Origin of the sequence: Winogradskyella sp., from assembly GCF_003712105.1 — a bacterium.
Classification (GTDB): domain Bacteria; phylum Bacteroidota; class Bacteroidia; order Flavobacteriales; family Flavobacteriaceae; genus Winogradskyella.
The window spans coordinates 955,125-974,765 of the sequence record NZ_RHLG01000001.1 but is presented as its reverse complement, the minus strand read 5'-3'; the positions used below and the strand labels follow the sequence as shown (position 1 = coordinate 974,765).

At 35.5% G+C, this 19,641-nt stretch carries 14 protein-coding genes and 1 tRNA gene; 3 read left to right on the top strand and 12 right to left on the bottom strand.

The window, feature by feature from the left end:
• Window positions 1-1,296, bottom strand: a complete 1,296-nt coding sequence (locus ED556_RS04455) for a c-type cytochrome (RefSeq protein WP_296319766.1) — start codon at window positions 1,294-1,296, stop codon at window positions 1-3.
• 173 nt (window positions 1,297-1,469) lie between these two features.
• Here ED556_RS04455 and ED556_RS04450 point away from each other — a divergent pair, with 173 nt between their 5' ends.
• Window positions 1,470-1,889 carry an SPOR domain-containing protein gene (locus tag ED556_RS04450; RefSeq protein WP_296319765.1) on the top strand — a complete coding sequence of 140 codons (420 nt, stop codon included), beginning with the start codon at window positions 1,470-1,472 and terminating at the stop codon, window positions 1,887-1,889.
• A 59-nt stretch (window positions 1,890-1,948) separates the two neighbouring features.
• Here ED556_RS04450 and ED556_RS04445 read toward each other — a convergent pair whose 3' ends face one another.
• The 6 genes from ED556_RS04445 to ED556_RS04420 all read right to left on the bottom strand — a co-directional run bounded on the left by ED556_RS04445 (window position 1,949) and on the right by ED556_RS04420 (window position 8,245).
• Window positions 1,949-2,620 (bottom strand): T9SS type A sorting domain-containing protein, encoded by a 672-nt coding sequence (locus ED556_RS04445; RefSeq protein WP_296319763.1) that lies wholly within the window; start codon window positions 2,618-2,620, stop codon window positions 1,949-1,951.
• A gap of 7 nt (window positions 2,621-2,627) precedes the next feature.
• Entirely contained in the window at window positions 2,628-3,209 is a 582-nt protein-coding gene (locus tag ED556_RS04440; protein WP_296319760.1) for a tail fiber protein, read from the bottom strand.
• Between the two features lie 92 nt (window positions 3,210-3,301).
• Window positions 3,302-6,001 carry a translation initiation factor IF-2 gene (gene infB, locus ED556_RS04435; RefSeq protein WP_296319759.1) on the bottom strand — a complete coding sequence of 900 codons (2,700 nt, stop codon included), beginning with the start codon at window positions 5,999-6,001 and terminating at the stop codon, window positions 3,302-3,304.
• A 62-nt stretch (window positions 6,002-6,063) separates the two neighbouring features.
• On the bottom strand, window positions 6,064-7,296 hold the full coding sequence (nusA, locus tag ED556_RS04430) for a transcription termination factor NusA (RefSeq protein WP_296319757.1): 1,233 nt from the start codon (window positions 7,294-7,296) through the stop codon (window positions 6,064-6,066).
• A gap of 12 nt (window positions 7,297-7,308) precedes the next feature.
• Window positions 7,309-7,773 carry a ribosome assembly cofactor RimP gene (gene rimP, locus ED556_RS04425; protein WP_296319734.1) on the bottom strand — a complete coding sequence of 155 codons (465 nt, stop codon included), beginning with the start codon at window positions 7,771-7,773 and terminating at the stop codon, window positions 7,309-7,311.
• A gap of 399 nt (window positions 7,774-8,172) precedes the next feature.
• Window positions 8,173-8,245 (bottom strand) — tRNA-Gln (locus ED556_RS04420).
• A gap of 153 nt (window positions 8,246-8,398) precedes the next feature.
• Between ED556_RS04420 and ED556_RS04415 the strand changes: the two genes are divergently transcribed.
• Together ED556_RS04415 and ED556_RS04410 are read left to right on the top strand one after the other, a co-directional pair.
• Window positions 8,399-11,833: a DUF2723 domain-containing protein gene (locus ED556_RS04415; protein WP_296319731.1), complete on the top strand. Its 3,435-nt coding sequence runs from the start codon at window positions 8,399-8,401 to the stop codon at window positions 11,831-11,833.
• Complete coding sequence (locus ED556_RS04410) at window positions 11,833-12,459, top strand: polysaccharide deacetylase family protein (protein ID WP_296319730.1); 627 nt, start codon at window positions 11,833-11,835, stop codon at window positions 12,457-12,459. Before ED556_RS04415 ends, ED556_RS04410 begins: the two co-directional genes overlap by 1 nt.
• On the opposite strand, the gene ED556_RS04405 is transcribed toward ED556_RS04410, so the two are convergent.
• The 5 genes from ED556_RS04405 to ED556_RS04385 form a co-directional block, all read right to left on the bottom strand.
• Entirely contained in the window at window positions 12,456-12,752 is a 297-nt protein-coding gene (locus ED556_RS04405) for a thioredoxin family protein (protein WP_296319728.1), read from the bottom strand. The genes ED556_RS04410 and ED556_RS04405 overlap by 4 nt on opposite strands.
• A 101-nt stretch (window positions 12,753-12,853) precedes the next feature.
• Window positions 12,854-14,089 (bottom strand): metallophosphoesterase, encoded by a 1,236-nt coding sequence (locus tag ED556_RS04400; RefSeq protein ID WP_296319726.1) that lies wholly within the window; start codon window positions 14,087-14,089, stop codon window positions 12,854-12,856.
• Between the two features lie 42 nt (window positions 14,090-14,131).
• Window positions 14,132-16,585 (bottom strand): glycoside hydrolase family 2 protein, encoded by a 2,454-nt coding sequence (locus ED556_RS04395; protein WP_296319724.1) that lies wholly within the window; start codon window positions 16,583-16,585, stop codon window positions 14,132-14,134.
• Window positions 16,575-17,264 carry a copper homeostasis protein CutC gene (locus ED556_RS04390; protein ID WP_296319722.1) on the bottom strand — a complete coding sequence of 230 codons (690 nt, stop codon included), beginning with the start codon at window positions 17,262-17,264 and terminating at the stop codon, window positions 16,575-16,577. Before ED556_RS04390 ends, ED556_RS04395 begins: the two co-directional genes overlap by 11 nt.
• A gap of 63 nt (window positions 17,265-17,327) precedes the next feature.
• The gene (locus tag ED556_RS04385) at window positions 17,328-19,610 is read right to left on the bottom strand and encodes a family 20 glycosylhydrolase (RefSeq protein ID WP_296319720.1); all 2,283 of its coding nucleotides are present in this window, start codon (window positions 19,608-19,610) and stop codon (window positions 17,328-17,330) included.
• Between the last annotated feature and the right edge of the window lie 31 nt (window positions 19,611-19,641).

The window sequence follows — 19,641 nt, the reverse complement described above, 5'->3', positions numbered from 1 at the left end:
TTAATAGTGACACTTACCGCATTCTAATCCACCCATTTGCGCAGCTGTTAACTGCTCAACTCCATATTTCTTAGATAATTGCTCGTGTATTTTTGTATAGTATTCGTTGTCTTTAACTTTTACGTTTGTTTCTCTATGGCAATTAATACACCATCCCATTGTTAATGGTGAGTACTGGTACATAATTTCCATTTCCTCTACAGGTCCGTGACATGTTTGGCACTCAATACCTGCAACAGAAACGTGCTGTGAGTGATTGAAATATGCAAAGTCTGGAAGATTGTGAATACGAATCCATTTTACGGGACTAGTTTCACCGGTGTATTTTTGCGTTGCTTCATCCCAACCTACTGCTTTGTATAGTTTTTGAATTTCAGCATTGTAATCTACACCGTATTCTTTTCCTTCAGCTAAAGTTTCTGGAGCAACTTCTCCAATTGACTTGTGACAGTTCATACACACATTAAGTGATGGAATACCTGAATGCTTACTTACTCTTGCTGAGGAGTGACAGTATTTACAATCTATTTTGTTATCACCTGCGTGTATTCTATGCGAATAGTGAATTGGTTGTACTGGCTCATAACCCTGATCTACACCTACCTGCATCAGGTAGCCATATACAAAGTAACCACTAGCCAATAACAATACTATTGAAGTTACTAATACTAAGAATTGATTTTGAACAAATGCTTTCCAGATTGGAGTTCTTTTTTCTTCCTCAGGTATGTCAATACCTTTTTCTTTAGCAAAACGCTTCAGTGTATTATTAACTAAAACTAACGCCATAGCTAATAAACCAAACAAGAGAGCTAAAGCCGCTAAGATTAATTTGTTTGAAGCAGAGTCACCACCACCTGATTGATCTGAAGTGTCAGGACCATCAACAACAATTGGCTCTGGTTTAGGTTCAGCAGTATAAGCCAAAATATCTGAGATATCTTGATCTGATAGCTGTGGAAAAGCCGTCATTGCTGTTGGTTTGTACTCGTCCCAGATTTTTACAGCATACGGATCACCAGCTGCAATCATTGCTGCACTGTTTTTTATCCAAGAGGCTATCCATGCTCGATCTAAACCTTCATCTTCTGCAAGTCTAGCTTCTACATTACGCAATGCAGGACCTGTCATTTTTTTATCTAGCTTATGACAAGAGGCACAATTTGCATTAAATAAAGATTTTCCATTTTTCGGGTCACCATCTTGGGCCAAAAGTGAAGTTGAAAACGTAAGTAATATTATAAACCCAAATCGAAGTATTTTTGAGGTTAAATTACGGTAGATAACGTGTTTCATATGTGTTGTTGAATTATCTTCTAAAATTTGGTATGATTTTTTCAATATAACTATCCAAAATCACGTTTAAATAAACTCATGCAAAAGTAATGTATAAAGTCGATTTTAGAAATGTTAGAGAAGTCTTAATAATTAATTTATAAACATTCTAAATAACAATAAAACCCTTGATTATGTTAAGAAAATATAACTTTGCAACTCAAACAGAATTGAAGATGACTAAATTAAATCTCAAAGTACTTGTCTTTGTTGCAGTTACCCTAATTTGTACTTCTGTAAAAGCTCAAGAAGCAACTGTAAAAGTGGATCAGCCAGAAGACATAAAAAAGCTCCTAGAATTTAAAAAAGATGTAAAAACGGTTGAGACTTTTAAAATTCAGATTTATAGTGGAAGCAGCTCATTTACAGCCGAAAGTGTGAAGTCTGAATTTAGGCAAAAATACAGTGAATGGCCAACAGAAATGGTATTTAATACACCTAACTATAAAATTTGGGTTGGTAATTTTAGAGATCGTCTCGAAGCTGATAGGGCTTTACTTCGTATAAAAAAGAATTACATGAATGCTTTTATCTTTTCACCTAAAAAAGATTAAGAACACTTCATTTGAAAAAATTAAAGGCGAAATCAAATATTGATTTCGCCTTTTTCATTTTATTTAATTATCACTTTTTTTGTTAGTGCTTTTTCATCTAATGTTAGCTTCAAAAAATAGATGCCTTTTTTAAAATTAGACACATCTATTGACTCAGCACTTTTTTGATAAAACACTTCTTTTCCGAGTACATCATATACTACAACCAAAATGTTGGATTCTGGTTCGAGGCCATCTATAAACAATTCATCTCTTACGGGATTTGGATGAATGATGATTTGATTATCAATCGTATTTTGATTAGTGCTCAAAACACTACCTTCTAAAGTATTTATTGTACCACATAATGATTGTGTAACCGTGGTTGCTTCTTCCCAAGTTCCGAGAGTTAAACCTGGTGGAATAGGTTGCGAATTCTCCGTGTTATAATACAGTACAAATGTGTTTGAAAAACCGCCATTGCCATCATCTGCAATAATTTCCCAACGATTATTACCATCACTCCAGAGGATTTGTAGTGTGCAAAATCCTATACCGTTACAATCTCGTGAACCCATTGCTGGATCAGCGACTGTCTGAAAAACTGCGCGTCCATTGACAATGTTTATTTGCTCGAATACATAATCATCTCCATCCAACAGGCTATGACAGGCATTAAAATTTATCTGTTGAGAATATGTAATATTCGATAAAATAAACACAAAGAATATTAGTTTTAAAATTGCTTTCATAACACAATCAATCTGTAGGAAATTGACCTATTAAGGCAATTATAAAAGTTACCGTTTTGTAAGGCGACCTATATGATACAGATTGGCCATTACCTGTGTTTCCAACCATGTTAGAATTCATAGTCGTTGTTGTACCGCCTGTAGCATATTCTGGATCTAAAATCTTTGTTTGTGCAGGATAATTATTAGTTGGAGAAGAACTCGTACCATCTTCGGACACAGCAGTCACTGTGTGGCTATGAGATGGCATATTTGCAGTGGTAATCGTAAAATCTACAGCGCCTCCTTGCTGCCCTAACGGGTAATTAGGTAATCCTGGTCCTTGCCCTGCATGAATTGGAGCTCTACCTCTCAAGTCTGGTAAACCAAATGTAGTTTGTCCATCACCACCGTATGTGATTCCAAGTATCGAAAACAAAGCTTGGTTTTGAGCTATTGATAATAATTGACCTTCGCATTTTGCCCATCCAGCTGGTGCAAAATTACCTGCAAACATGCGTATTTCGCCTATGTAAGGTTCTTGTGCATTAGAAGTATTTACTGAACAAAGCGCAAATACCACTAAAATAAGTGTAATTGTTTTTTTCATAATTGATAGATTGAAAGTTGATATCTTATAAAGATAACCAAAAAACGCCGCAATTTAATTGCGGCGTTTCTGTATATAAGGTATTGAAATCTCTATTTCAGTGTCTTTTTTACCTCAACTTCTTGGAATGCTTCAATAATATCTCCTTCTTTGATATCATTATAGTTTTTAACCTGCATACCACAATCGTATCCTTTAGACACTTCTTTTACATCATCTTTAAATCGCTTAAGTGATGCCAATTCACCAGTGTAAATTACAACACCATCACGTATTAATCGTACACCAGAGTTTCTGAAAATCTTACCATTAGTAACCATACATCCAGCGATAGTTCCAATCTTAGAAATTTTGAACGTTTCGCGGATCTCAGCCGTACCAGTAATTTCTTCTTTAAGTTCTGGTGACAGCATGCCTTCCATTGCATCCTTAAGATCATTGATAGCATCGTAAATGATCGAATATGTACGGATATCTATTTCTTCCTTATCTGCAATCTGACGTGCATTACCCATTGGGCGTACATTAAATCCAATAATAATTGCATCGGAAGCTGTAGCTAATAATACATCACTTTCTGTAATTGCACCTACACCTTTATGAATGATGTTCACCTGAATTTCTTCAGTAGATAATTTTTGGAATGAATCTGTTAATGCTTCTACCGAACCATCAACATCACCTTTAAGAATAATATTCAACTCTTGGAAATCGCCAAGTGCAATACGACGACCAATCTCATCAAGTGTGATATGGCGCTGTGTTCTAACAGATTGCTCACGTTGTAATTGTGTACGCTTAGTTGCAATTTGCTTAGCTTCACGTTCATCTTCAAAGACATTGAACTTATCGCCTGCTTGCGGAGCACCGTCTAAACCTAATATAGATACTGGTGTTGATGGACCTGCTTCTTTTATTTCATTTCCACGCTCATCGTGCATGGCTTTTACTTTACCACTATTTTTACCAGCTAAGACATAATCTCCTATGCGTAAAGTACCTGCTTGTACAAGAATAGTAGAAACATAGCCTCGACCTTTATCTAAGAATGCTTCAACCACAGTACCATTGGCTGGTTTCTTCGGGTTAGCTTTAAGTTCGAGTAACTCAGCTTCAAGAAGTACTTTTTCTAGTAACTCTTTTACACCAGTACCAAATTTTGCTGAAATATCATGAGACTGAATTTTTCCACCCCAATCTTCAACTAGTAAATTCATATTTGCTAATCCTTCTTTAATCTTATCAGGGTTAGCGTCCGGTTTATCTATTTTGTTAATTGCAAAAACAATTGGCACTCCAGCTGCTTGAGCGTGAGAGATGGCCTCTTTTGTTTGTGGCATGATATCATCATCAGCTGCCGCTACAATAATAGCAATATCTGTTACTTGAGCACCACGAGCACGCATCGCTGTAAAGGCCTCGTGACCTGGTGTATCTAAAAATGCTATTTTCTGACCACTCTCTAATGTAACTCCATAAGCTCCAATATGCTGGGTAATTCCACCTGATTCCCCGGCAATTACATTCTCCTCACGGATATAATCTAAAAGAGAGGTCTTACCGTGATCAACGTGTCCCATTACAGTTACAATAGGTGCACGTTCTACTAAATCTTCAGGATTGTCTGGTGATTCTTCTATCGACTCTTCAATATCAGCAGTAACAAACTCAACTGAGAATCCGAATTCTTCAGCAACAATTGATAAGGTTTCTGCATCTAATCGTTGGTTCATAGTCACCATCATACCTAATGACATACATGCAGAAATCACTTGAGTTACACCGACATCCATCATAGTAGCAACTTCACTTACTGTGACAAACTCAGTAACCTTTAATGTTTTACTTTCTGCTGCTTCTGCTTGAAGTTCTTTTTCGGTTTGCTCTCTATGCTGATCTCTTTTTTCTCTACGATACTTAGCACCTTTTCCTTTGCTACCTTTTCCTTGAAGTTTTTCAAGTGTTTCACGAATTTGCTTTTGTACTTCTTCTTCGCTTGGCTCTTCTTTTACAACCTTAGGTCTATTTTGTCCTCGTCCTTTATTGTTACCTCTTCTATTATCGTTATTGAAATTTGGCTTACCAGAATCTCCTGGTTTGCTTATTCTACGACGTTTACGTTTGTTTGTATTATCGTTAGAAGCTTGCTGTGGCTTGTCTTCCTTTTTCTTCTTCGGTTTATTAAACTGAGATAAATCAATCTTTTTACCTGTGTCCTTAGGTCCACTAAGTTTTTGGTATTGTGTTTTTATTTTCTCATCGATTGGTTCAGCTTCAGACGCTTTTGCCTCTTCTTTTACAGTTTCTTTTTTAACTGGTTTCTTCTCTTCCTTAGCTTTAACTTTTGGCTCATCCTTTGGCTTAGATACTTTTTCTTCAGTTGGTTTTGACTTAGCTTCTACTTTTGGCTTTTCTTCTTTAGTTGCTTCAGTTTTAGGTTTTTTGTCTTCTAAGTCTATTTTGCCAACTTGTTTTGGCCCAGAAAGCTCAGCTTTTGCTTTTAAGACAGTTTCTTTTTCAGATTCCTCCTTAGCTTTTTCTTCAAGTTCGCGTTCACGTTTTTCTCTAAGCTCTTCCTTTTCTTTTTGCTTCGCCTCACTTACCTCCTGTGCTTTTTCGCGTTTGGTAGCGTCAGTCTGAAATTCATCAGCTAACGCATCATAAACCTCTTGAGAAATTTTTGTATTAGGACTTTTCTCAATTTCAATGCCTTGAGATTCCAAGAAATCCACAGCACGGTCAATTGAGATGTTAAGTTCCCTAAGTACTTTATTTAATCTAGTTTGAGCCATAAATGCTTTTATATGATTCTAAATATATAGCTTACCAATTAATTTGCAAAAATAGTATGCTATTAGTCCTCGAATTCTTCTTTTAATATTCGAATGACTTCTACAATTGTTTCTTCTTCTAAATCTGTACGCTTAACAAGGTCATCTACATCTTGCTCTAATATACTCTTTGCAGTATCTAGACCTGCCTTGCTAAACTCTTGAATGATCCATTCTTCGATTTCATCAGAGAATTCAGTCAACTCTACATCTTCTTCTGCGCCTTCCCTAAATACATCAATTTCGTAACCAGTAAGTCTACCTGCTAATCTTATATTGTGACCACCACGTCCAATAGCTTTTGATACTTCTTCTGGTTTTAATAATACCTCAGCACGTTTATTTTCTTCGTCTAATTTTAAAGATGTTACTCTTGCTGGGCTTAATGCTCGTGTTATAAATAACTGAATATTATTTGTATAGTTAATTACATCAATGTTTTCATTTCCTAACTCACGAACTATACCGTGAATTCTAGAACCTTTCATACCAACACAAGCTCCTACAGGGTCTATTCTATCATCATAAGAATCAACGGCAACTTTTGCCTTTTCACCTGGAATACGAACCACATTTTTAACCGTAATTAATCCGTCAAAAACTTCAGGTATTTCTTGCTCAAATAATTTCTCTAAGAACAATGGAGATGTTCGAGACATTATAATTGCTGGTTTACTTCCTTTTAACTCTACACTTTCGATTACACCTCTTACGTTTTCACCTTTACGGAAAAAATCCGAAGGAATCTGTCTATCCTTTGGAAGAATTATTTCGTTGCCTTCATCATCTAACAAAATAATTGCTCTATGGCGAATGTGATGTACCTCTGCTGTGTAAATTTCACCTTCAAGCTCTTTAAATTGCTTGTAAATATTTGTATTGTCGTGTTCGTGAATTTTAGATATTAAGTTTTGTCTTAAGGCTAAAATTGAACGTCTTCCTAAATTGATAAGTTTAACTTCTTCTGCTACATCCTCGCCTACTTCAAAATCAGGTTCTATTTTTTGCGCTTCGGATAATTCTATTTCTTGATTTTCATCTTCCACTTCTCCATCAGCAACAACGATTCTGTTTCTCCAAATTTCTAAATCTCCTTTATCTGGATTAATAATGATATCAAAGTTATCATCATCACCATATTTTTTCTTCAATGCGTTACGCAATACATCTTCTAATATTGCCATTAGTGTAACTCTGTCTATTAATTTATCATCTTTAAATTCTGAAAATGATTCAATTAACGCTACATTTTCCATAATTGATAGGACTTAAAATTTAATTTTAACTTTTGCTTCTTTAATATCTTCTAAAGCGATTGTCGCTTCTTTAGTTACTGTAACTTTACCTTTACCTACAGGTTTAGGTTCTCTAGCTTTCCATGTTAGTTGAATTACTGAATCATCAGCAGTGACTAAGGTTCCTTCTAGCTTTTGTTCGTCATTGGTTTTAACCTCAAGGTTTCTGCCAATATTTTTTTTGTATTGTCTTGGCAATTGAATTGGTGATGTAGCTCCTGCCGACAAAACTTCAAGAGAAAAATCTTCTTCATCTCTATCTAAGTTATGCTCAATGGCGCGACTTATAAATATGCAGTCATCAACCAATACACCATTATCACCATCAACAACAATCTTTATAGCATTATCAGTACCAAAAGTCATGTCTATTAAAAACAGATCTTGGCGCTCATTAAGCGCATTTTCAAGTAACTCTTCTACTTTATTTTTTAACATAATACTATAAAAAGAGGGGACTTTTCGTCCCCTCATGTTTATCATTTCCTAAAACAACGGTGCAAATATACGATATATATTGAGTTTTGCAAGGGCTAAGCCCTGTATTTGAGCCCAGATTCTATTAAATAAAAAATCCTAACTGAAAAATTACAGTTAGGATTCTAATTCTTGTTGGCCTTCTTATGGCTCACTTCGACTCCGCTCAGTATAAACTTCTCGCCCTTTGGCATATCTTAAAAAAAAGAAAGTTCCAACTACGAATGCAGTCAGAACTTAAATTATTGTTGGCCTACTAGGGCTCACTTCGACTCCGCTCAGTATAAACTTCTCGCCCTTTGGCATATCTTAAAAAAAAGAAAGTTCCAACTACGAATGTAGTCAGAACTTAAATTATTGTTGGCCTACTAGGGCTCGAACCTAGACTCTTCTGGACCAAAACCAGACGTGTTGCCAGTTACACCATAGGCCAATCTCTCAAAATGAGGATGCAAATTTATAACAAAGTTTTTCTTAGACAAAAAAAAGACGAAAAAATAATTCCTTTTACTTAACGTTTGCTTAAAAACATTAGGCGGTGTTGTATTTATTAGTAAATTCGCCAGCATCAAAAGCATAAATTTTTATGGCCAAATTCAACTTTAAAAAGTGGAATACTATTTTAGGATGGTTTGTGTTTACAATCGCAGCTATTACCTACGGATTAACAATTGAACCTACAGTAAGTTTTTGGGATGCTGGAGAGTATATTTTAACGTCTTCTAAGCTTCAAGTTGGTCATCCACCAGGAGCTCCATTATTTCAAATGCTTGGAGCATTTTTCTCTATGTTTGCCCTTGAGCCCTCTCAGATTGGAGCACTTCTAAACATGATGAGTGCCGTCTCTAGTGCATTCACCATATTATTTATGTTTTGGACCGTGACTATTTTATTACAAAAGCTTGTAAAATATAATGCTGAAGAAGACTCTAAAAGCAAAGGCTTTGCAATATTAAGTAGTGCTTTAGTTGGGAGTTTAGCCTTTACATTTACTGATTCTTTTTGGTTTAATGCTGTAGAAACAGAAGTATATGCCATGGCCACATTAATTATGTCAGTAATGTTTTATTTAGCCTTACGTTGGGAGGCAGATATGCATACCTCAAGAGGCAATCGCTGGTTAATCCTTATTGCATTTGTAATTGGGTTGTCTTTTGGTGTTCACTTTATGGGATTATTGACTATTCCTGCAATTGGGCTTATTTATTATTTTAAAAATTACAAGACCATAACGGTTCAAAACTTTATTTTGGCCAATGTAATTTCGGCTGCAATACTGTTATTCATTTTTAAACTTTTACTACCAAATGCATTACGCTTTTTTGGCTGGATGGAAGTGTTTATAGTTAACTCTTTTGGATTGCCTTTCCATTCGGGAACTATAATCGCAGGTTTAATTGTCATAGCTGCTTTTTATTTTGCACTTAAATATACACGTAAAAAAGGCTTTGTGCATGCTAATACTTTAGTACTGTGTTTGCTATTTATTTTTGTAGGGTTTTCATCATGGATGATGCTTCCAATAAGAGCTAATGCCCATGTTATCATTAATGAAAATGACCCATCTGATGCGCGCGAGTTACTTGCTTATTACAACCTAGAGCAATACCCGGAAACTCATCTGTTTTATGGACCACAGTTTACTGAATTATATTCTGGACAAGATGAAGACAAACCTTTTGTTGATGACAAAAAGAACTATGAAAAAGATTATGAGAAAGGTGAGTATGTAATTATTAACGATTGGGAAAATGCTAAACAAAATTATAACTCAGACCATGCTTCTATAATGCCTCGAATGTGGAGCACAGAACATGCAGAAAACTACATGATGTTTACTGGCTTGATTGATTTTAAGGTAAAACCTTCTCTTGGCACAGACATTTACGAAAACTATTTAAGAGCTGGTTATCCTGAAGAAGAGGCCAGTGCAAGAGCCAGTTACCAAATGCAAGGCATTAATCAAATGGTGAATCAATTTAGAGTAGCTGTTGCTGAAGGTAAAGTTGATTATGAAGATTACCATAATTTCCTAAAAGAAAATGCACAGTCTTGGTTTGAAGTTGAACAACCTTCATTTTTAGACAATATGCTATATATGTTTCAATATCAATTTGGATACATGTATTGGCGTTATTTTATGTGGAATTTTACTGGAAGACAAAACGATATACAAGGAAAGTATGATGATTTTAATGGCAATTGGATTTCAGGAATTGGCTTTATAGATAAATTACACCTTGGTATGTCTCAAGACAATCTTCCGAGTGATGTTAAGAATAATAAAGGTCGAAACACGTATTTCTTCTTACCTCTCATTTTAGGACTAATAGGATTCTTTTTCTTATTAAATACTGACAAAAAATGGTTTTGGGTACTACTAGTTTTCTTTTTGTTAACTGGTTTGGCCATTCAGTTTTATACCAATATTAGGCCATTTGAACCTAGAGAACGTGACTACTCTGTTGTAGGTTCGTTCTATGTATTTGCCATTTGGATTGGTTTTGGCGTATATGCCTTTTACGATTTGCTTTCAAAACAAGCCAAAAGTAGTTTGGTACCTATTACTGCGATAACAATTGCGTGTTTGGTTGCAGTACCTGGTGTTTTAGCCGCTAATAATTGGGATGATCATGACCGTTCGGGTAAGTATACTGCCAATGCCATGGCACGAAAGTATTTAGAATCTTGTGCACCAAATGCCATACTATTCACCATTGGAGACAACGACTCATTCCCTTTATGGTATTTGCAGGAGATTGAAGGTGTCCGAACAGATGTACGGGTAGTGAATACAAGCTTGTTCCAAACAGCTTGGTACATTGACCAAATGAAAAGACAAGCATACACAAGCGATCCTATTCCGTCACAATTAAGCCATAAACAATATCGTGATGGAACCCGGGATTATACCTTCTTCAGAGAAATAAATGAGACTATTTCTAAAGATACGCTTGAGATTAAAGAATTTATGGAGTTTGTATCGAGTGATAATCCTTCGACCAAATTAAAACAACGAATCATTGCGGAAGGTGATGATCCAAGAGGTTATCCTACTTACTTTTTAAATGCTAATTACTATCCTACTCGTAATATCAAAATTCCTGTTAATAAAGAAACTGTTCTTAAAAACGGTATTGTAAAGTCAAAAGATGCTGATAAAATATTAGACTATCTTGATATAAGAATTTCTGGTAGTGCTATTTATAAAAATCGCCTATTGATGTTAGATATTATTGCCAATAACAATTGGGAACGACCAATTTACTTTAGTGGTGGTGCCTTTGCTGATGAGGATTACATATGGATGAAAGATTACCTTCAACTCGATGGCTTATGCTATAAGTTAGTACCAATAAAAACACCGGTAGATAAAGCCAACCCTTTTGATATGGGACGTGTTGACCCAGAACTGATGTACGACTTGGTGAAATCATGGAATTGGGGCGGCAGTGGCGAAGATATTTATCACGATGTTGAAACGCGCAAAAATGGTATTACTTATCGCGGTAATATTGCTAGACTCATAGAATCGCTTTTAGACGAAAATCAATTAGATAAAGCTGAAGAAATGGCGGATTTAGCTATGGAAAAAATGCCTGTAGATACTTTTGGATTCTATACCTTGCTAGAACCTTATATCACCACATATTTCGAAGTTGGTAAAACCGAAAAAGCACGCCAATTATTTTTGGATGTTGCGAAGAAATATCAGGAAAGCTTGATGTATTATGGCGACCAAGATGTTAGTAAACAAGCCGATATTATTGATGAAATATTTACGGATATCCAAAAATACCGTTCCTTAGTAGACGTTCTAGTAGCTTATGACGAAAGAGATTTTGCCTTAGAACAAACTAAGGTATTTAATGAGTACTTAGGATTGTTTGGCGCACTTATGGGAGAAGAACCACCTCAAGAACAAGAGCCTGAGTTAGAGTTAGAAGATTTGTTGAGAGATGGAAATGATAGTGACACAGCTACTCAAGTGATTCCGGCAGAATCTGATAGTACCAACTAATGGCACTAATTCCTGCAAAAACGCCTGGTTTTGTAAAAACGCTTTTTCCTAATTTTATTTGGAATATCGATACCGATAATTCTGAAATCTATCTCACCTTTGATGATGGTCCAACACCCAAAATTACGCGTTGGGTTTTAGAACAGTTGAAACACTATAATGCTAAGGCTACGTTTTTTTGTATTGGAAAAAACATTGAGAATTATCCTGACATCTTCAGGGATATTTTATTCGACGGGCACAATGTAGGTAACCATACGTTTAACCATCTTAAAGGTTGGAAATACAAAACAAAACACTATTTAACGGATGTATCTCAATGCCAACAATTGATGCATTCATCAACAAAGCTGTTTAGACCTCCATATGGTAAATTTAAGAGTAAACAAGCTAAGAAACTTCAGCAATTAGGTTACAAAATAATTATGTGGGATGTGCTGTCTTTTGACTGGGACTCCAATGTTACACAGCAACAATGTCTTAAAAATGTAACCAGCTCTGTAAAAAAAGGAAGTATTGTAGTATTCCATGATAGTGAAAAAGCATTTGGAAATTTAAAATATGTACTGCCCAGCGTCTTAGAATATTATACTAATAAAGGCTTTGAATTTAAAGCATTATACTAAACGTACTCTTCAATAATACCAATAAGGGTATTTACATCTTGCTCACCGCTATGGCGCCATTTCATCTCGCCATTTTTGTAGATAATAAGTGTTGGTAATCCTTTGATGCGCAATGCTTCGGCAAGCTCTTGGTTTTTGTCAACATTAATTTTTATCACTTTGGCTTTATCGCCTAGTGCAGCAGCTACATCTCTTAGCACAGGATGCATAGCAATAGATTGCTCATTTTTTTCAGTGTAGAAATCTAATAGAACAGGTTGATCTACATCGATAAGCTCTCCAAATTTTGACATAATTGTAAGTTTTAGTCAAACTGATACTCAAACTTACGCATTTTTTTTAAATGTTACTTTAAATTAAACTGCGTATCGCATTCATTATGATGTTATTGCTACTATGCGTTTTGAGTTTTAGCCCCTTTTTTAAGTTCAATTACGGTGACTTCTGGCCATATCCCAACACGTCCAGGAAAGGCCAAATAGCCAAATCCTCTATTAACATTGATGTATTGTCCAAGCTGTTCATAAATACCAGCCCAATGTTTGTATCGCCATTTTACTGGACTCCACTTAAACCAACCTGGTATTTCGATACCAAATTGCATACCATGTGTGTGGCCGCTTAAAGTTAAATGGTAATGGTAATCGTCACTAACCACTTGCTCATCCCAATGGCTCGGATCATGGCTTAAAAGAATTTTAAAATCGTCCTTATCAACGTTCTCCGATGCTTTTTTAAGGTCACCTGCTTTTTTAAAGCCACCTTTACCCCAATTTTCCACACCTACTAAAGCGATACGTTCACCATTTTTTTCAATAAATCGGTTGTCGTTAAGTAGTAAGTCAAATCCAATGTCTTTTTGAAGTTGTTTTAAGTCCTCTAAGTTTTGTGTTTTAGCTTCGTCTGATGGCCATCTCACATAATCACCATAATCATGATTTCCTAAAACAGAAAATAATCCGTCTTTGGCTTTCAGTTTATTAAAAATAGAGACATAAGGCTCAAGCTCTGTGGCTTTATTGTTAACAATATCTCCAGTGAATAAAATAACATCAGAAGCTTGCTCATTAATTAAATCAACGGCATATTTAACCTTGTCTATATTATCAAAACTACCAGAATGTATATCGCTAATTTGTGTTAGTTTATAACCATCGAACGCATTTGGCAAATCATCAAAATGCAGCGTGTACTTTAAGACTTTAAAATTGTATTTACCTTTATACATACCATATAAAATAGACGCAAAAGGAATAGCTGCAATACCCAATGCAACTTGGCTAATAAAGGTTCTTCGTGATGGCAAATAGTTGCCTTTGGCCGCACTACCTTCTGTAAAATAACGATACAAGGCTTGTGGAACTCTAAATACATCTTCACCAAACATAATGATTAACAAAATCATTTTTGGCACTAAAAACGCTATCAAAAATCCAAAAGCATAGGCTTGGGAATTTCCAAATCCGCCACGATCTAAACCATAAAGTCTTAATATAAAATTACCCGTAACTAACAAACTTATTACCCAGTATAAGATATGGATATATGTATTTTTGGTAATGGTTCTAAATGATTGAAAGGCATAGAAATCTATGACTCCAAAAATTAGTAAAAAAATAATCCAGCGCATCTGATAATTTTAAGTTGCAAAGTTACCTAATAGATCTAAGACTTATCTTAAAAAATGGTTAAGGGATTTTAGCTTCAAATCCTTAATGGCTTCTGCTTCAGAATTAAATTCGATTTTATAAGTTCTGTTCGGCAGCATATTGAAGAAATTATCTGAAAAATGTCCTATCGCATCTGTATAGAGAAAGACGTCTTTTTGAAACGTGTCGCTAGTTAGTTCAATAGTAAAACCTGATTCTGTTTTTTGAATTGATCTCTTAATTTCTGAATCATTTAGTTTTAAATCTTTTGGTTTAGTGAAAAAGAAAAACGAGGTTTGATTATTAAATTTTGAAACCAAAACTGAAGCTTCTTTCTTAAAATCAATTACATCTAAATCCAGTGAATGTTTAACATTACTTGATAATGGTGTCGCTGTAATCTCTTGTTTACTTTCCCAAAGTATGTTCCCACTAAAATCTATAATCTGTAAACTGAGATTTCCAGTTGCAGGTATTCTATCATCATTTACAACCCATGTCATTAGTGTATTATTTTCAATTTTTGATGAGACTAAGACATCTTCAAAACTATGTTTTGCTCTATAGTGCAAGGCTTTCCAATTTCCCATAAAATCCAAGCTAGACCAAGATACTGCTGGCCAACAATCATTGAGCTGCCAATACAAAGTTCCCATATTATAGGGTTTGGCGCGTCGTTGTGCTTCTATACCTTTTGTAATGCCATAAGCCTGTAATACTTGACTCATGTAGACGTAGTCTTCAGCTGCCTCAGGAACAGGAAAATCGCGTTGCATATAGTCTTCAATCAATTGAAAGCCTCGAGAGTGCTTTTGATGATTTTTAAAGCCTTCTGAACTGATTTCGATAGAATCACTTTGATTGATATATCTGATAGCCTCATAACTCGGAAAGGATTGAAACCCAAACTCACTCATAAATCGAGGCACTTTCTCTTCGAGATGCTCAAACGGATAAGCATCATGCCAAATCCACCAATCGTGCGCATCGCCTTCAAACTCATATTTTGGATTGCCACGACCATATTTGGGTGAGGATTCCCAATAATCTGTATCGGTATCTCTTGAAACTGTATTTGGTAAAATAGAATCGAATACCTTAAGGTAATTATTCCAAATCTCTTCTTTTTCAGCTTCACTCCTATTGGCCTGCCAACCCCAGCGATGCCAACCTTCAGAGTTTTCGTTGTTACCACACCATAAGGCAATTGATGGATGATTTCGCAATCGCTTCACATTGTATTCTGCCTCTTTTTTTACATTCTCAAGAAACTTGTCATCACCTGGATACATCGCGCAAGCAAACATAAAATCTTGCCAAACCATGATGCCTTTTTCATCACACAAATCGTAAAAGATGTCATTCTCATAAATGCCGCCACCCCAAACTCGGAGCATATTCATATTGGCATCAACCACATCATTGAGGAGTTTCTCGTAGTACGCATCATTAACCTCATTTTGAAAACTGTGCTGCGGAATATAATTGGCGCCTTTAGTATATACAGGCATGTCATTAACCTTAAAATAAAAGCTTTCGCCAAGACTGTCTTTTTCAGTAACCAAATCAATATTTCTAATGCCTATTTTTTTTGATACCGTATCTAAAATTCTATTTCCATCTTTTACAATAACCTTGATGTTATACAAATACGGATCTCCTAGATTATGAGGCCACCATAATTTGGGGTTTTTAATTGATATCGGTATTTTAGGTTTTTCTGGTATAACAACATTTAATTTTCCATTTACATAAGTTTCATATTTCAGAGATTTTAATTCACCCCTTGCATCAGTTATGTTAATTTTGAATGTGGATATAGTATCACTAATGGTTTGATTTTGGATGACAATGTCATCAATCTTATAGTCATTCCAACTAATCAATTGTATTGGTCGCCAAATTCCAAATGTATTTAGTTTTGGTCCCCAATCCCAACCATATTGAAATTGTGCCTTGCGCGTAAATATACGATTGCCTTCGGGCAACTCATAGGGTAGTTTTGCTTTTTCAGCTTCTTCATATTTTGAGGTATGCTCAAATACTATACGCAATTCATTTTCCAATTTCAAAATCGGTTTAACACCAACTGCCCAAGGTCTAAAGGCATTATTTGCTTTTAAAATTAAACTATCATTTAAGTAAACTGAAGCATAGGTATCTAAGCCTTCAAAATTAAGTTCTAAGTGCTTTTGCTCAAGTGTTTTCTCATCAACAGAAAAAGTGGTTTTGTATTCCCAATCTTCTTCTGACACCCATTGCACATCTTTTTCATTATCGCCAATAAATGGATCTTCGATAAGTTTATGGTTTACTACATCTGAAAAGATATTTCCAGGCACTGAAGCAGAATACCACATCGTATCCGACACTTTTTTGAATTGCCAATTGCTATTCAACTCAATTGTAACAGGCACATCGTATTTAGGTTGGCAACTAAATACCAAAGCGATAAATAAAAGTATACTATATCGCATTGAGAATGGCTTTAATTTTATCTACATCTGAAACTGTTTGCGGTATAGAAAACAAGGATTCTTCTTGATGAATTACTCGTGACGCCGAAGCATGAATTTCTTTTAATCCGATTGACTTAAACTTTGATGTATTTTCTGCATTGATTCCGCCGCCAGCTAAAATGACTATTCTATCATTAGCAATTGTGTTCAGCGCATTCAATAAGGCTAAACCATTTTCGGCTGTTTTTTCTTGTCCTGAGGTTAAAACTCGTTCTACACCTAATGCAATCAGTTGTTCTATTGCTTCTTTAGGGTTTACGACTTCGTCAAAAGCCCGATGAAAAGTAAATGGTAGTGGTTTAGACAAATTAACCAACGCTTTTGTTCGCTGAACATCTATAGTTCTGTCTGCTTTTAAAACTCCTGAAACAATGCCATGACATCCCAAATCTTTACACTTTTGAATATTGGTTTTCATGATTTCGAACTCCTCATCCGAATACACAAAATTACCACTACGCGGGCGCACTAATACAAATACGTCAATGTTAAGAATATTTAAAACGTGTTGCATGAGACCAAAAGATGGCGTAATGCCACCAACTGATAACTCTTGGCATAATTCAATACGGTGTGCGCCTGCTTCTTGAGCATTTTTTGCGGATTGGTATGAATTGGTACAGACTTCTAGTTTCATTTTTCTATATGGCTTCTCGATACAAAATTGCTTCAGCAATTTCACTCGAAGTGACATTACAAATTAATTCACAATGATTTCATCAATAAAGGTCCAAGCTTTGTTGCCTGCTCCTTGTTTGCCTTCAGGAATAATTCCGTAGTTTTCTACCCTAATGATGATTTTTTTTACATCTTTAATTTCCTCACCCATTCCGAAATCTGCACTAACATTGGTTATCAATCCATTTGGTTCAATAGATTGATACATAGTTGGTGCCCTATCTAAATAGTACCATGTCACAGCAATACTCTTAGGTGCATAAATCCATTGGCCTTGACCATTATAAAAACGCATTTTAATCGTAGTTAAATCAACTGGTTTTTTAAAATTAATTTCAACAAAAATATCTTCTCCCCAAAAGCCTAACCACTCTTTATCACCAAATCGCTTATCGCTTCCGTTAATACCATTAATCAGGCCTTCTGCTCCACTACCTTGATAGGCTTTATGAGGGTTTTTATCAATTGTGATTTTTGCACCTACCGCTTTATGGTAGTTAATGTCTTGAGAAAACATACTACCCAATTGTTTTTCATCATCAAAAACTGCGGCTTTTATAGTGACACTTTCTGTGATTGGTATGCTCTTATTATAAATATTAGACTCTAAATTCGGAACAGTTCCATCTAAAGTGTACCTAATTTGCTTGCCTTTGGATGGCGTTGTTAGTTCAAACGTAGTTTCGGTTGCTGAGCTTGTCGAAGCACCTTCAATTTCGTACAAATGATTCGCGTAGTTAATATCTAATGCATCCAAGCGTTTATGAAAATGCTCAACTCTCGAGACAAAATCTTCATAATTTTTATGTTCAGGATTAGTCCAAACTACTTCGCTCATGGCCAGCATTCTCGGAAAAGCCATATACTCAACCTGATCTTCTGTAGGCATATATTCTGTCCAAATATTACCTTGCGCACCTAGAACATATTTAGATTCCGATTCATTTAATTCTTCAGGGATAGGATTAAAATTATATACTTTTTCTAATGGCAAAAATCCACCAATTGCTAATGGTTCGTCTTCATTTTCAGATTGGTAGTAATCAAAATAGCAATGTGATGTTGGTGTCATAACCACATTATGGCCAGCTTTTGCAGCTTCAACAGCGCCACTTGTGCCTCGCCATGACATTACTGTAGCATTTGGTGCCAAACCACCTTCAAGAATTTCATCCCAACCAATAATTTGCCGGCCTTTAGAGTTGATATATTTTTCCATGCGTCTAATAAAATAGCTTTGCAAACCGTGTTCGTCTTTTAATTCATTTTGTCTTATTAGCTCTTGACAATGACTACAGTTTTTCCATCGTGTTTTTGGAGCTTCATCGCCACCAATATGAATATACTTGCTTGGAAATAATTCAACCACCTCATCAATGACATCTTCTAAAAATTTAAAGGTCTTTTCACTTGGGCAATAGACTTCTTCAAAAACCCCCCATTTTTTAGCAACTTCAACTTGCTCGCCGCTACAACCAAATTCAGGATAAGCTGCTATCGCAGCCTGACTATGCCCTGGCATTTCAATCTCTGGAATAATGGTTACGTATCGCTCTTCAGCATAAGCTACTATAGCTTTAATCTCTTCTTGTGTATAATAGCCTCCGTAACGTTTACCATCGAACTGATGAGGTTGGTCACTGTAATGCCCAACTAAGGTTTCATCTCTAAAAGCTGCAATCTCTTGGAGCTTTGGGTACTTTTTAATTTCTATTCGCCAACCTTGGTCTTCAGTTAAATGCCAATGAAACGTATTTAGTTTTAGCATTGCTAAGGCATCAATGTATTTTTTTATAAAATCTACAGAATACATATGCCTACCTACATCAAGATGCATGCCTCTATATTTGAATTGAGGTGAATCTTTTATACTAACACAAGGAATTACTATTTCGTTATTTTCACCTGCATTATCAGGAAATAATTGAAGTAGACTTTGAACGGCATAAAATGCTCCTCTAGAATCTTTTGCCTCGATAGAGATACTGTTTTTTGACACATCTAAGTAATAGCCTTCGTCTTCAATATCTAGATTCTCAATAAACTCTACTTTTCGCTTATTTTGAGGATCTAATTTAATATCGATTACATTGTCTATTTGGTTCATAAAATAAACTGAGGCATCTGCGAGGTCGTTCTCTGCACTCACCGCATAAATATCTTTTAAAATGAATTGGACGGGTTTTACAGTTTGTTCCGAAGGTTTTGGAATAATTAATATCTGATTGTCCAGTGGTTTTGGACTAGAACAATTAAAACATAAGTAAACAAAAAGACAAAAAGCCGCGAAGTTCTTGTGACGCATTTTAGTATATTAGATGCATTAAAATTAGTAA

Coding starts and splice junctions, on each gene's coding strand:
- ED556_RS04455 (WP_296319766.1), bottom strand. CDS start 1,296: ATGAAACACGTTATCTACCGTAATTTAACCTCAAAAATACTTCGATTT.
- ED556_RS04450 (WP_296319765.1), top strand. CDS start 1,470: ATGTTAAGAAAATATAACTTTGCAACTCAAACAGAATTGAAGATGACT.
- ED556_RS04445 (WP_296319763.1), bottom strand. CDS start 2,620: ATGAAAGCAATTTTAAAACTAATATTCTTTGTGTTTATTTTATCGAAT.
- ED556_RS04440 (WP_296319760.1), bottom strand. CDS start 3,209: ATGAAAAAAACAATTACACTTATTTTAGTGGTATTTGCGCTTTGTTCA.
- infB (WP_296319759.1), bottom strand. CDS start 6,001: ATGGCTCAAACTAGATTAAATAAAGTACTTAGGGAACTTAACATCTCA.
- nusA (WP_296319757.1), bottom strand. CDS start 7,296: ATGGAAAATGTAGCGTTAATTGAATCATTTTCAGAATTTAAAGATGAT.
- rimP (WP_296319734.1), bottom strand. CDS start 7,773: ATGTTAAAAAATAAAGTAGAAGAGTTACTTGAAAATGCGCTTAATGAG.
- ED556_RS04415 (WP_296319731.1), top strand. CDS start 8,399: ATGGCCAAATTCAACTTTAAAAAGTGGAATACTATTTTAGGATGGTTT.
- ED556_RS04410 (WP_296319730.1), top strand. CDS start 11,833: ATGGCACTAATTCCTGCAAAAACGCCTGGTTTTGTAAAAACGCTTTTT.
- ED556_RS04405 (WP_296319728.1), bottom strand. CDS start 12,752: ATGTCAAAATTTGGAGAGCTTATCGATGTAGATCAACCTGTTCTATTA.
- ED556_RS04400 (WP_296319726.1), bottom strand. CDS start 14,089: ATGCGCTGGATTATTTTTTTACTAATTTTTGGAGTCATAGATTTCTAT.
- ED556_RS04395 (WP_296319724.1), bottom strand. CDS start 16,585: ATGCGATATAGTATACTTTTATTTATCGCTTTGGTATTTAGTTGCCAA.
- ED556_RS04390 (WP_296319722.1), bottom strand. CDS start 17,264: ATGAAACTAGAAGTCTGTACCAATTCATACCAATCCGCAAAAAATGCT.
- ED556_RS04385 (WP_296319720.1), bottom strand. CDS start 19,610: ATGCGTCACAAGAACTTCGCGGCTTTTTGTCTTTTTGTTTACTTATGT.